The organism is Pusillimonas sp. MFBS29 (assembly GCF_020687695.1).
GTDB lineage: Bacteria > Pseudomonadota > Gammaproteobacteria > Burkholderiales > Burkholderiaceae_B > Pusillimonas_C.
The window spans coordinates 202,312-215,747 of sequence record NZ_JAJEWL010000006.1 but is presented as its reverse complement, the minus strand read 5'-3'; the positions used below and the strand labels follow the sequence as shown (position 1 = coordinate 215,747).

The window sequence follows — 13,436 nt, the reverse complement described above, 5'->3', positions numbered from 1 at the left end:
AAAAAGAATTCAAGGCGTTAATGTAACGTATTGGCGCTGTTTTCGCTGGCTTAAAGGCACCAGTAAGGCTACAGTTTCACGTAACAGGGAGCATCAATGCAGCACAAGCATTCCGCCGTCTTACTGGCATTCACCGGTTTCATTGCCTTGGCCGTTGCAATGGGCATAGGCCGCTTTGCCTTTACGCCTTTACTGCCCATGATGCAAGACGATGCCGGTCTGGAACTGGCCCAAGGTGGTTGGCTGGCCAGCGCCAATTATCTCGGCTATCTGGTTGGCGCGCTGGCTGCAGGCATGCTCAGCTACTCGCCTTCAAGCATGTTGCGGGGTGGGCTGCTGCTCGTTGTCATCACCACTGCACTGATGGGGCTGACCGACTCATGGCCGGGATGGCTGGCATGGCGGTTTGTTGCCGGGGTGGCCAGCGCTTGCGTGCTGGTCGGAACCGCGGCGCTATGCCTGTCCCGCCTGGCGGCTTTAGGCCAGTCAAAACGGGCCGGTCTGGTATTTGCCGGGGTCGGCAGCGGTATCGCCGTGGCAGGTCTGTTGTGCATGGGGCTGGGTCTGGCTTCCATACCATCGTCACAGGCCTGGCTGCTGCTGGCGGTTTTGGGTTTGATGGGCATGCTGGCTGCGCGCCCTTTATGGCAAACACCAACAACCCAGCCTGGCCCTGCAGCGGCAGGCAGTCATGGCAGCGCGTCTGGTTCGACCTACTGGAAACTGGTGCTGTGCTACGGTTTGTTCGGTTTTGGGTATATATTGCCGGCCACTTTCTTGCCTGCCCAGGCACGCATGCTTATCGACGATCCCGCCGTTTTTGGACTGGCCTGGCCCGCGCTGGGCCTGGCTGCTGCAGTATCCACGGCACTGGCCAGCACCCTGCTGGCGAACTGGCGACGCCGCACGCTCTGGGCCGTCTGTCAGCTCGTGATGGCAGTAGGTGTATTGCTGCCGGTAGTGTGGCCTGGCATGACCGCCATTATTATTGCTGCGCTCTGCGTAGGCGGAACTTTCATGGTCGTTACCATGCTTGGCATGCAGGAAGCACAAGCTTGCGGTGGCAGCCACCCCAGGAAGCTTATTGCAGCACTCACTGCTGCGTTCGCCGCAGGCCAGCTGATCGGCCCCGTATTCTTCAGCCTTGGCCACGCCTGGTTCAATACCGACCTGGATTTTGCATTGGTTCTGGCAACCATAGGACTGATAATCAGCAGTACCTGGCTGCTTATACCAGACGGGGCGCAAGCATAAGCTCGCGCCCCGCCCCCGATGCAGAACCCGCAGTTTCCAGACTGCGTATTGGCCTTTTAATCGGCCCGGTAGTTGGGTGCTTCTTTGGTGATCTGCACGTCGTGTACGTGTGACTCACGCACGCCCGCCGCTGTGATTTCCACGAACTCGGCTTTGGTACGCATATCTTCGATAGTGGCGCAGCCGCAGTAGCCCATGGATGCACGTATGCCGCCAACCAGCTGATAGATGATGGCAATGACACTGCCTTTATAAGGCACGCGGCCTTCGATGCCTTCGGGAACCAGCTTGTCGACGTTGTTGGCCGGATCCTGGAAGTAGCGGTCGGCCGAACCATCGGCCATGGCGCCCAGGCTGCCCATGCCGCGATAAGACTTGTATGAGCGCCCCTGGAATAGCACGACTTCGCCAGGAGCCTCTTCGGTTCCCGCGAACATGCCACCCATCATGCAGGCCGATGCACCTGCTGCCAGCGCCTTGGAGACGTCGCCGGAATAGCGTATGCCGCCATCGGCAATAAGCGGTACACCCGTGCCTTCAAGCGCCTGGGCAACGTCGGAAATAGCCGTGATTTGCGGTACACCTACCCCGGCAACGATACGGGTCGTACAAATGGAGCCGGGACCTATGCCAACCTTGACGCAGTCTGCACCTGCCTCGACAAGTGCCTTGGCTGCGGCGGCGGTAGCAATATTGCCGCCAATTACCTGAATCTTGGGATAGTTTTTCTTTACCCAACGCACGCGTTCTATTACGCCGGCGGTATGCCCGTGTGCGGTGTCGACCACGATGACGTCTACACCTGCAGCCGCCAGCTTTTCAACACGCTCTTCAGTGCCCTCACCCACGCCGACCGCAGCGCCGACACGCAACTGCCCCTGGCTGTCTTTGGACGCATTGGGGTGTTCGGTGTTCTTGACGATATCCTTGACGGTTGCCAAGCCACGCAACTGGAAATTCTTGTTGACGATCAGCACGCGCTCAAGGCGGTGCTTGTGCATCAGCGCCTGGGCCTCTTCGAGCGTGGCGCCTTCATCCATGGTGATCAGTCGGTCTTGCGGCGTCATGATGTCGCGCAATGGGACGTCAAGGCGGTCTTCAAAGCGCAGGTCGCGGTTGGTGACAATACCCACCAGCTTGCCGCCTTCGACGACGGGCAGGCCCGAAAAGCCGTGCTGACGCTGGAGATCGATCGCATCACGCACCTTCATGGTGGGCGTGACAGTGACCGGATCAATCACAATACCGAACTCGTGGCGCTTGACGCGGGCGACTTCGCGCGCCTGCTCGTCAGCGCTCAGATTCTTGTGGATAATGCCAATGCCACCTTCCTGGGCCATTGCAATGGCCAGGCGCGACTCGGTCACGGTATCCATGGCGGCCGATACCAAGGGGATATTCAGGGTGATATCGCGCGTGAAGCGAGTGGACAAAGAGGTGTCGCGGGGCAGGATTTCAGAATACGCCGGTACCAACAAGACATCGTCGAAGGTAAGCGCTTTTTTGATGAGACGCATAAACTAGGCTCCGTGCAAAGCAAGATTATACGCCTAAACCTAGGGTCTGTACCTATACCCTGCAAGAATGGCGGGGCGGCAGCGACTGCCGCCGCCCCCGCCCGGTAACAGCAGGCTTATCCCAGCCACACCCGTGCATTGCGGAACATGCGCAGCCAGGGGCTATAGCCGCCGTGCACCGTATCGTGGCCGCCGCTATCCTGATTGCCCCAACGCTCCGGGGCCCACGACATCATCACATTGCGTGTAACCCGTTCCGGGTGCGGCATCATGATGGTGAAACGGCCGTCGGCCGTAGTAACGCCGGCAAGGCCCTGGGGGCTGCCATTGGGATTATAGGGATACTGTTCAGTCTGCCGGCCGTAGTGATCGACGTAACTCAAGGCGGCATGCACCGCAGGCTGGTTGCCCTGGAAGGAGAAATCGGCGTAGCCTTCGCCGTGTGCCACAGCGATAGGCACGCGCGCTCCCTGCATCCCTTGCAGGAATAACGAAGGCGAATCAGCGACCTCGACCAGAGTCAACCTGGCTTCGTACTTTTCAGACTGGTTGCGAGTGAAGCGCGGCCAGGCCTCTGCGCCCGGAATCATGCCTGCCAGGGCTGCCATCATCTGGCAACCATTGCATACGCCCAGCGCAAAGGTATCCGGACGCGCAAAGTAAGCGGCAAACTGGTCCGATAACTGGTCATTGAAACGTATCGTACGTGCCCAGCCCTCGCCTGCGCCAAGAACGTCGCCATAGCTGAAGCCACCTACGGCCACCATGCCTTGCACGTCGTCCAGTCTGGCACGTCCGGAAAGCAGATCCGTCATGTGGATGTCGAGCGCCTCGAAGCCGGCCTTGTCAAACGCCCAGGCCATTTCGACCTGGCTGTTGCAGCCCTGCTCGCGCAAGATAGCGACTTTAGGCCGCTTGCCCGTAACAATATAAGGCGCTGCAATGTCTTCCTGCGGGTCAAAATCGACGCGCACGGCAAGACCCGGATCGTTTTTATCCTGCCAGATATCGAATTCGGCTTGCGCGCAGGCCGGGTTGTCGCGCAGCGCCATAATGCGGCGCGTGACTTCGGCCCACTGCTGGCCCAGGTCGGCACGCGGCTGCTGATAAATACATTGGCCGTCGCGATAAAACTGGATTTCATCCACGGTATTCGTACTGCCGATCACATGGGAATGTGCCGACAGGCCCGCCTGACGCAGTTGCTGCATGACGCTGTCGCGCTGCTCGGCGGCCACCTGAATGACAGCCCCGATTTCTTCGTTGAACAAGGCTTTGAGCGTGAGTTCATCACGCTGCACGGAGACTTGCTCGGGGCGTATTTTATAGTCACCCCAGTCAGCAGCCAAGGGATCAATGGTGAGCATGTCCAGATTGACGGACACCCCCACGTGGCCGGCGAACGCCATTTCACACACGGTTGCCAGCAAGCCACCATCGGAACGGTCGTGGTAGGCCAGGATGGAGCCCTGGGCTGCCAGATTGCGTATTGTGTTGAAGAAGGCAACCAGAGCCGGCGCGTCATCCAGATCGGGAGCTTCCTGCCCCATCTGGTTATAGGCATGCGCCAGCACTGAACCGCCCAGACGCTGACGCCCCTTACCCAGATCGATAAGTATCAAAGCCGTATTGCCAACGTCGGTGCGCAACTGCGGCGTAAGCGTTGCACGCACGTCGGTCACAGGAGCAAAGGCCGTGATGACCAGCGAAACCGGCGCGATCACCTCGCGCGCTTCGCCGTTGTGGTCCCAGGCGGTGCGCATGGATAGTGAATCCTTGCCCACCGGTATAGACAGGCCAAGTTGCTGACACCACTGGCTGGTTGCGGCTACCGTGTCGTACAGGGCTGCATCCTGCCCAGGCACACCGCAGGCGGCCATCCAGTTGGCCGACAGCTTGATATCTTTAAGGGATTCAACATCGGCGGCTACCAGATTGGTCAACGCCTCGGCTACAGCCATGCGTCCGGAGGCCGGCGCATCAATCACGGCGACAGGCGTGCGTTCACCCATGGCCATGGCCTCGCCCCGCACACTTTCATAATCGGCCAGCGTAACGGCGCAATCGGCCACCGGAATCTGCCAAGGGCCAACCATTTGGTCCCGGCTGGACAATCCGCCTACCGAACGGTCACCTATGGTGATCAGGAAGTTCTTGCTGGCGACGGTGGGATGGCGCAGTACACGCGCAATCGCGTCGTCCAGTGCAATGCCGGTAATATCGAGAGCCTTATGTTCAGTCGCAACGCGCTGGACGTCCCGTGTCATGCGGGGCGGTTTGCCCAGAATGACATCGATGGGCACATCGACCGGACGCAACTCAGTGGCGGCATCCGGCTTGGCCGGCGCAGCAACCGCCACGTTGCCGTCGTAGCCTGGCAAACCCTCACCGAAAGTGACACGCAGCTGGCGTTCTTCAGTAGCGACGCCTACTACCGCGTAAGGGCAGCGCTCCCGCCTTGCGATGAGGTCAAAACGCTGCAGGTCTTCCGGCAGGATCGCCATAACATAGCGTTCCTGCGATTCATTGCTCCAGATCTCGGCGGCCGACAAACCCGACTCTTCCAGGTGTACCTGTTCCAGTTCGAACAGCGCGCCCCGCCCCGCATCGTTGACGAGTTCGGGAAAGGCGTTGGACAGGCCACCGGCACCCACGTCGTGGATGGCGATAATGGGATTACGCTCACCCTGCTGCCAGCACCGATCAATGACTTCCTGTGCACGCCTTTCGATTTCGGGATTGCCGCGCTGAACGGAATCAAAATCGAGTTCGGCGCTGTTGGTGCCCACGCTCATGCTTGAAGCCGCCCCGCCCCCCATGCCTATGCGCATGCCCGGCCCGCCCAGCTGTATAAGCAGCGCACCCGGCGGGATGGGATCTTTGGCAGTAAGGCGCGAATCAATCGCACCCAGGCCGCCCGCTATCATGATGGGCTTGTGGTAGCCCCAGCGGGTATCATCCGCCGTTTGTTCGAAAGTACGGAAGTAGCCCAACAAATTGGGACGCCCGAATTCGTTGTTGAATGCCGCCCCGCCTATGGGGCCATCGAGCATGATGTCCAGCGGACTGGCAATGCGGTCGGGCGCGCCATGCACATCGGTTTCCCAGGGCTCGATGGCATCCTTGAACTGCAGATTGGAGACCGTAAAACCGGTCAGGCCGGCCTTGGGCTTGGAGCCGCGGCCTGTTGCACCTTCATCACGTATTTCACCGCCGGCACCGGTCGAGGCACCGGGGAATGGCGCTATGGCCGTAGGGTGATTATGGGTTTCCACCTTCATCAAGGTATGGACGGTAGCCTGGTGGGATGCATAAACGGGCTCGGCGCCCGCATGCCCCGCATGGAACAGGGTCGTTGGGCCGCCTTCCATCACGGCGGCATTGTCAGAGTAGGCAACCACGGTGCCCTCGGGCTGTGCAGCATGCGTAGCCCGTATCATGCCAAACAGCGTATTGGCTTGCTCCTGACCGTCTATGACCCACTGGGCGTTGAAAATCTTGTGGCGGCAGTGTTCGCTGTTGGCCTGCGCAAACATCATCAACTCGACATCGGTCGGGTTGCGGCCCAGCTGTCTGAATGCGGTATCCAGGTATTCAATTTCGTCGTCGGACAGCGCCAGGCCCAGTGTATTGTTGGCTTGTGTAAGCGCCGTCATCCCCTGACCAAGGACGTCTATGGTCTGTATGGGCTTGCCGGGCAACGAGGTGAACAATGCGGTGCCATCAAAGGCTTCATCCACCACAGTTTCAGTCATGCGATCGTGCAGGCAGTCGGCGATGCTGGCAAGCTGCGCCTCATCAAGCTTTTTGACGCCCAGCAGTCCGCGTGACGGGGTGATGGTATAGCGTATGCCGCGTTCGATACGTCGCACGTCGGCCAGACCGCAATTATGCGCAATGTCGGTCGCCTTGCTGGCCCAGGGCGACACTGTGCCGAGCCGGGGAATCACACGCAGGACCAACGCGTTCTTGTTGCCTTCACCGGCAGCTTGCGCAACGCCGTAGTCCAGCAGTTGAGTCAGCTTGTCGAGGGCTTGCTGTTCTAGGGCATTTTCAGTCCAGACGTAGTGCTCGAACTGGCCGTGAATGTCGGAAACCGGCAGCCCCAGATCGGCAAAACGCTGCAGCAGACGCTCGCGGCGAAAAGAAGACAAAACCGGCGAGCCAAGAAAGTACTGGATAGGAGTCACGATGCAACGCAAGGAAAGATGGGAAATATGCCATTTTACCCGTTTGCGGCAAAGGTAGATGCAGGTCCGTCCACGCTACTGAGGATCAGGGTAAGTGATCTCCAGAATATCCAGCTCGTCCAGTCCTGCAGGCGTGCGCAGCGTGATCGTATCTCCCTCGCGGGCCTTGAGCAAAGCACGCGCAACCGGTGAAATCCAGCTGATCTTGCCCTGCAGGGGGTCGGCCTCGTCGACGCCAACGATGGTTACCTTGAAGGTTTCGCCTGCCTTGTCCGAATATTCAACCGTGGCCCCAAAGAAGACCTGGTCTCTGTTGGGCTGTGTGGCCGGGTCGACCACTTCGGCCATTTCCAGGCGTTTGGTCAGGAAGCGCATGCGCCTGTCAATTTCACGCAGCCGCTTCTTGCCGTACAGATAGTCACCGTTTTCGGACCTGTCGCCGTTAGAGGCAGCCCAGGACACGACCTGAACCACTTCAGGTCTTTCTTCGTTCATCAGATGCACCAGTTCGGCACGCAGACGTTTATACCCTTCGGTGGTTATGTAATTCTTGGTGCCCGCCGGCAATGCCGTTGCTGCAGGTTCCAGGTCGTCGTCATCGTCGTGATCAGACTCTTTGACAAATGCTTTATTCATGGGAATCGACCATATCAAACACCCCCTGGAAACCACGCCTTTTTGCGGGTCTGACCAGGGGAATTAAATCCAATCGTGCCAGATGGGGGTCAGGCCGGACGGCAGCGCAGGAACGCTGCCCAGGTCAAGCTTACCCTCTTTGGGGCTATGGAAGTCGGAGCCGCTGGACGCGAGAAAACCGTATTGACGTGCTACCCGGGCATATTCAACGTATTCGTCGGGATGGTGACTACCGGTGACTACCTCGATACCGGTGCCGCCCAGATCCTTGAACTGGCTGAAAAAGGCATCAAACTGCACCGGGGTATAGTTATAGCGCCCCGGATGGGCGACGACTGCTTGGCCGCCTGCTTCGAGTATCCAGCCAACGGCCTCCTCGAGCGTGGACCAATGCACGGGAACGCTTGCCGCCATGCCATCGCCCAGATAGGTGTCAAAAACCTTTTGCATGCTGTCGCAATAGCCTCGCGCGATCAGATAGCGGGCAAAATGCGTCCGGCTGATCAGCGCGGGGTTAGCGGCGTAAGGCAATGCGCCTTCGTAGGCATCGGGAACGCCCATCTGCGCGAGCTTATCGGCCATTTCACGGGCACGTATGGTACGCCCTGCGCGTATGCCGGTCAGCCCTTCATTCAGCCGCGGGCAGTTTTCATCTATACCCAAGCCGACAATATGCACCGTATTCTGTGCCCACGTCACCGAAATCTCTACGCCTGGAATGAATTTCATGCCCAGGTCGTTGGCCATGGCACGCGCCTGCGCCAGGCCCGACACTTCGTCATGGTCGGTGAGCGCCCATAGTTGTACACCGTTGGCGTGGGCACGCTCAGCTACCTGCGAAGGAGTCAGCACCCCGTCGGAAATCGTTGAGTGGCAGTGCAAATCGACGTTAATAGGCTTGCTCCGGTTTATTTTAATAAAAGTAATACTTATTCACGAGTTTAACCAAGTTCGATCCAAAGTGTACGCTATGCGCATACCGACGCCCGCCCTGCCGGATCAGCCCGTCCGTCAGGCCAGCAAGAAGTCGCGCAGGGGGTCGATCTGATCATCGGTGCGCAACGTAGGCGCATGCCCGACATTGGGCACCACATGCAGGCTGGCATGGGCATTGCGAGCCAGCATTTGCTCTGCCGTCCCGGCGGTAAGCAAATCGGAAGTCTCGCCGCGCACGATCAGAACAGGCCCGGCGATACTTTCGTAAGCACCCCACAGCAAGGCTTCTGACGCCTTCACGACTTCCTCGGACTGTCCGGCAAACGGTTCGGCAATACGCAGGTCGTAATTCTTGACCCACTGCCCGTTCCTTTCGGTAAAAACATGCTGCGTCAGCGCTTCCCAGCCCTGCTGGTCGTGCTCGCCAAAGCCAAGCGAAACACTGCGCACATAATCGACCGCCAGGGCAAACGAGTCGAATGCCATGGGCTGGCCTACGTAGGTGCCTATGCGTTCCAGTCCCGCCAAACTAATGGTGGGGCCGATATCGTTCAGGATCATCTTGCCCAGCCGCAGCGACTCGGATCCGGGCATCCCGGCCTGGGGCAGTCTGGGTTGCAATTGCGCCGACAGAGCCAGCGTTCCCGCCAGAGCCATTCCTATCAACCCCCCCATGGACGTACCAACCCAGTCCAGCTGCCTGGGATTCAGGCGGGCGATCAGGGTGAGCATGTCGGCAACATATTGAGGCACGGCGTAGGACGCCGGATTGATCAGCCAGTCAGAAAGCCCACGACCCGCAACGTCGGGACAAACCACACGATAGTCAGCGGCCAGCCTGGCGGCAAAAGGGTCGAAGTCCCTCCCCGTGCGCGTCAGGCCGTGCACGCACAGCAAGACCTTGTCGTTGGCGGGATCACCCCATTCCCAATAGGCCATGCGATGGGTGCCAGCCGGGCTGGCACACGTTACGTAGTTTTGACGCGGGCCATAAGAAGGTGTCGTTTCGGTCATGGGGCTTGCTCTGCTTCGATTCAGGTTCCTGGTCGCCTGATTGTAGCGTCCGAAAAACTAAATATGCAGGGCATGACCCAGGGCACGCAAGGCAGCTTCCTGTATGGCTTCTCCTAAAGACGGATGGGCGTGTATCGTGCCAGCCACGTCTTCGAGCCGGGCTTGCATTTCCAGCGACTGGGAAAATGCCGCACTGAGTTCGGATACGCCCCGCCCCACCGCCTGCCAGCCCACGATCAGATGGTTGTCACGCCTTGCCACGACACGCACAAAGCCATTGGTGGACTCGAGCGTCATGGCGCGGCCATTGGCTGCAAACGGGAATGCGGCACTGACCACGTCCAGCCCTTGCTTTGCCGCCTCGTCGGGTGCCAGGCCGGCCACGACGATTTCCGGATCGGTAAAGCATACTGCCGGGATGGCTGCGGGACTGAACCGGCGGTGCTTGCCGGCAATAAGCTCGGCGACTATTTCACCTTGTGCCATGGCTCGATGGGCCAGCATGGGTTCGCCGGTAAGGTCGCCGATTGCCCATACGTTGCGCATCGAAGTGCGACATTGATCATCTATGCGCAGCGCGCTGCCGCTCATTTCCAGCAACAGGGTTTCAAGGCCATAGCCGGCCGTGCGGGGCCGGCGCCCCACCGCCACCAGCACTTGCTCGACGGGCAGGACCGTTTCCGGGTTCTGATCGGCGACAATACGCAGCCCATCACCGGATTCAGTCAGCCCGCTGACTCGATGGGACAAATGCAATGCCACACCCAGTTTCTTCAAGGCCGCCTGAACCGGCTTGACCAGTTCGGCGTCGTAAGCGGGCAGGATGCGATCCTGGGCCTCGACGATGCTGACCTTTACACCCAGTTTTGCATAGGTAATACCCAGTTCCAGCCCTATATACCCGGCCCCGACTACAGCCATCTGCTTGGGCAGACTGGCCGGTGACAAAGCCTGGGTTGACGAAATCACCGGTCCGCCAAACGGCATAAAAGGCAACTCGACCGGCTCGGAACCAGTGGCCAGCAGCAAATGCTCACAGCTGAAACGCTGCGGCTGGCCCATTTCAGTCGCGTTATCGGGCCCTCCGGAAGGCTGAACTTCGACAGTCTTGCCGTCGATAATGCGCGCCCAGCCCTTGACTACCTGCACACCATGCTTCTTGAGCAAGGCGGCCACACCACCGGTGAGCTTTGTGACGATGCCATCCTTCCAGGCAACCGTGCGGACGATATCGACGCCGGGCGATTGCAGGCTGATTCCCAAAGGTGAATCGCCCGCATAATCGCTGAGCTTATGGAACTCTTCGGCCGCGTGGATTAGAGCCTTGGACGGAATGCAGCCGATATTCAGGCAGGTACCACCCACATTGCCTGCTTCGACCAGAGTTGTTTGAACGCCCAGTTGGGCGGCACGTATGGCTGCGACATAGCCACCGGGCCCGCCGCCAATAATCAGTAAAGTTGTTGTTTGCATGCCTGTGCCCTACTCGACGAACAACATGGCCGGACACTCGAGGTATCCGCGAATCTTCTGAATAAACTCGGCGGCATGCATGCCGTCGACCACGCGATGGTCAAAAGACGATGAAAGATTCATCATCTTGCGTGCCACCACTGCCCCGCCCAGAATGACCGGACGCTCAACAACACGGTTGACACCCACAATGGCGACTTCCGGGTGGTTAATCACGGGGGTTGAAACCACCCCGCCCAAAGCACCCAGACTGCTCAGGGTAATGGTGGACCCCGATAACTCGTCGCGGGCCGCACGACCTGAACGGGCCGCCTCGGCCAGCCTTGCTATTTCTGCTGCGCAGGCCCAAAGGTCAAGCGCTTCAGCGTGCCGCACGACAGGTACCATCAGGCCGGATTCGGTCTGGGCTGCAACGCCCAGATGCACGGCACCATAGCGGGTCACCACCCCGGCGTCGTCATCGTAGCGCGCGTTGATTTGCGGAAAATCGCGCAAGGCCAGCACGATCGCGCGGGCCAGCAAGGGCAGCAAGGTCAGCTTGCCCCGCTCACCGGCCCACCGTGCATTCAGGCGTGCCCGCAACGCTTCGAGCTCAGTTACATCGATTTCTTCGACATAGGTGAAATGCGGAATCCGGCGCTTGGATTCCTGCATTTTTTCTGCAATCTTGCGGCGCAGGCCGATGACGGAAACCTGTTGTTCGTCGTCGCGTGACGCATAGGCCGCGGCACGGCCTGTTGCCCCGGCACCCGCCGTTCCGCGCGCCAGCCAGGCGTCGAGGTCGGTATGCGTAATCTGGCCGGCGGCACCGGTTGCCGGGACGTACTGCAGCTCGATGCCAAGATCCCATGCACGTTTTCTGACCGCGGGTGAAGCCAGCGGCTTCTCGCTTTGGGCACGGGCAGCCGTAGGTATAACGGCAGATGTTGGCGCCACAGAACGGCCAGAGTCAGGAACCGGTTCAGGCTGTTTTGCGGGCTTGGGCGGCTGTGATGCAGCCTCGGATTCGGGCTGCTGGTTTGAGCTCGCTGCGGGTTCTGCCACGGCATCTGCACGGGCAGCGCCGGTGCCGCCGGCGTTCGCCGCGATATTCCCCGCACCATCGACCTGCAGGCGAATGAGTTCGGAGCCCACCGCCATGACCTCACCCACCTTGCCGCCCAGTGACTCGACCGTTCCATTGACGGGCGACGGCACCTGCACCGTGGCCTTGTCGGTCATGACATCGGCCAGAATCTGATCTTCAACGACAGCATCGCCGGGCTGGACATGCCATTCAACCAGTTCGACCTCGGCAATGCCTTCGCCGATATCAGGCATTTTTATAAGATGTATGCCCATGATTATGCACCCCCCTGGCCGACTGTTGCGGCGGAATCCGGACTCATGACGCGCCGATAGGCATCGGCGACCCGCGCTGGACTTGGGAAATAAGCCCACTCATGGGCGTGCGGATAAGGCGTATCCCAGCCTGCGATACGCTCAATGGGCGCTTCCAGATGATAGAAGCAGTGCTCTTGTATCAGGGCCGTGATCTCGGCACCGAAACCACTGGTTTGCGTGGCTTCGTGCAATATGACACAGCGGCCGGTTTTCCTGACCGACGCTGCGATAGTGTCGATATCAAGTGGCCAAAGACTGCGCAAATCAATGATTTCCGCGTCTATGCCGTTTTCGCGCGCCGCCACTTCTGACACATACACCATGGTGCCGTAAGTAATGACAGTAAGGTCGGCACCGGGGCGAACCACAGACGCGGACTCGAGGGGCACGGTGTAATAACCCTCGGGAACCTTGCCCATGGGGTGCTTGGACCAGGGCACGACCGGCTGATCGTGGTGCCCGTCGAAAGGCCCGTTATACAGGCGCTTGGGCTCAAGGAAGATGACGGGATCATCGCTTTCGATGGCGGCGATCAGCAGACCCTTGGCATCGTAGGGGTTGGACGGCATGACCGTGCGCAGACCACTAACGTGTGTAAACATGGCTTCGGGGCTTTGGCTGTGCGTTTGCCCGCCGTAGATGCCGCCGCCGCAAGGCATACGGATGGTAAGCGGCGCGGTGAATTCGCCGGCCGACCGATAGCGCAGCCGCGCGGCCTCGGACACGATCTGGTCGGTGGCGGGATAAAAGTAGTCGGCAAACTGGATCTCGACCACCGGGCGCAGACCATACGCGCCCATACCCACCGCAGCACCCACGATGCCGCCCTCTGAAATAGGCGCATCAAAAACACGGCTGGATCCGTACTTGGCCTGCAGCCCTTCGGTGCAACGGAAGACGCCACCGAAATAACCGACGTCCTGGCCGAAAATCACCACGTTGTTGTCGCGTTCCAGCATGACATCCATGGCCGACCGCAAGGCCTGGATCATGGTCATCGGGACAGCATTTTGCTTGTTGTCTTTTTTCATGA

The 13,436-nt window shown here is 59.6% G+C and carries 9 protein-coding genes; 1 reads left to right on the top strand and 8 read right to left on the bottom strand.

Features of this window, described 5'->3' with window-relative positions:
- Positions 1-96: 96 nt before the first annotated feature.
- On the top strand, positions 97-1,254 hold the full coding sequence (locus LKR43_RS10815; protein WP_227684066.1) for a YbfB/YjiJ family MFS transporter: 1,158 nt from the start codon (positions 97-99) through the stop codon (positions 1,252-1,254).
- Positions 1,255-1,310: 56 nt separating this feature from the next.
- Here LKR43_RS10815 and guaB read toward each other — a convergent pair whose 3' ends face one another.
- The 8 genes from guaB to LKR43_RS10775 all read right to left on the bottom strand — a co-directional run bounded on the left by guaB (position 1,311) and on the right by LKR43_RS10775 (position 13,434).
- Positions 1,311-2,771 carry an IMP dehydrogenase gene (gene guaB, locus LKR43_RS10810; protein ID WP_227684065.1) on the bottom strand — a complete coding sequence of 487 codons (1,461 nt, stop codon included), beginning with the start codon at positions 2,769-2,771 and terminating at the stop codon, positions 1,311-1,313.
- A gap of 116 nt (positions 2,772-2,887) precedes the next feature.
- A complete protein-coding gene (gene purL, locus LKR43_RS10805) occupies positions 2,888-6,961 on the bottom strand; it encodes a phosphoribosylformylglycinamidine synthase (RefSeq protein ID WP_227684064.1) in 4,074 nt (1,357 codons plus the stop codon).
- A gap of 75 nt (positions 6,962-7,036) precedes the next feature.
- Complete coding sequence (gene greB / locus LKR43_RS10800; protein WP_227684063.1) at positions 7,037-7,597, bottom strand: transcription elongation factor GreB; 561 nt, start codon at positions 7,595-7,597, stop codon at positions 7,037-7,039.
- Between the two features lie 63 nt (positions 7,598-7,660).
- Positions 7,661-8,491 carry a 3',5'-nucleoside bisphosphate phosphatase gene (locus tag LKR43_RS10795; protein WP_227684113.1) on the bottom strand — a complete coding sequence of 277 codons (831 nt, stop codon included), beginning with the start codon at positions 8,489-8,491 and terminating at the stop codon, positions 7,661-7,663.
- Positions 8,492-8,608: 117 nt separating this feature from the next.
- Positions 8,609-9,547 (bottom strand): alpha/beta fold hydrolase, encoded by a 939-nt coding sequence (locus tag LKR43_RS10790; RefSeq protein ID WP_370632096.1) that lies wholly within the window; start codon positions 9,545-9,547, stop codon positions 8,609-8,611.
- A gap of 57 nt (positions 9,548-9,604) precedes the next feature.
- Positions 9,605-11,020: a dihydrolipoyl dehydrogenase gene (gene lpdA / locus LKR43_RS10785; RefSeq protein ID WP_227684062.1), complete on the bottom strand. Its 1,416-nt coding sequence runs from the start codon at positions 11,018-11,020 to the stop codon at positions 9,605-9,607.
- A gap of 9 nt (positions 11,021-11,029) precedes the next feature.
- Positions 11,030-12,361 (bottom strand): dihydrolipoamide acetyltransferase family protein, encoded by a 1,332-nt coding sequence (locus tag LKR43_RS10780; RefSeq protein ID WP_227684061.1) that lies wholly within the window; start codon positions 12,359-12,361, stop codon positions 11,030-11,032.
- Between the two features lie 2 nt (positions 12,362-12,363).
- The gene (locus LKR43_RS10775; RefSeq protein ID WP_227684060.1) at positions 12,364-13,434 is read right to left on the bottom strand and encodes an alpha-ketoacid dehydrogenase subunit beta; all 1,071 of its coding nucleotides are present in this window, start codon (positions 13,432-13,434) and stop codon (positions 12,364-12,366) included.
- Positions 13,435-13,436 lie beyond the last annotated feature (2 nt).

Excerpts from the sequence above, each read along its gene's own strand:
- LKR43_RS10815 (WP_227684066.1), top strand. The coding sequence starts at position 97 with ATGCAGCACAAGCATTCCGCCGTCTTACTGGCATTCACCGGTTTCATT.
- guaB (WP_227684065.1), bottom strand. The coding sequence starts at position 2,771 with ATGCGTCTCATCAAAAAAGCGCTTACCTTCGACGATGTCTTGTTGGTA.
- greB (WP_227684063.1), bottom strand. The coding sequence starts at position 7,597 with ATGAATAAAGCATTTGTCAAAGAGTCTGATCACGACGATGACGACGAC.
- LKR43_RS10790 (WP_370632096.1), bottom strand. The coding sequence starts at position 9,547 with ATGACCGAAACGACACCTTCTTATGGCCCGCGTCAAAACTACGTAACG.
- lpdA (WP_227684062.1), bottom strand. The coding sequence starts at position 11,020 with ATGCAAACAACAACTTTACTGATTATTGGCGGCGGGCCCGGTGGCTAT.
- LKR43_RS10780 (WP_227684061.1), bottom strand. The coding sequence starts at position 12,361 with ATGGGCATACATCTTATAAAAATGCCTGATATCGGCGAAGGCATTGCC.
- LKR43_RS10775 (WP_227684060.1), bottom strand. The coding sequence starts at position 13,434 with ATGAAAAAAGACAACAAGCAAAATGCTGTCCCGATGACCATGATCCAG.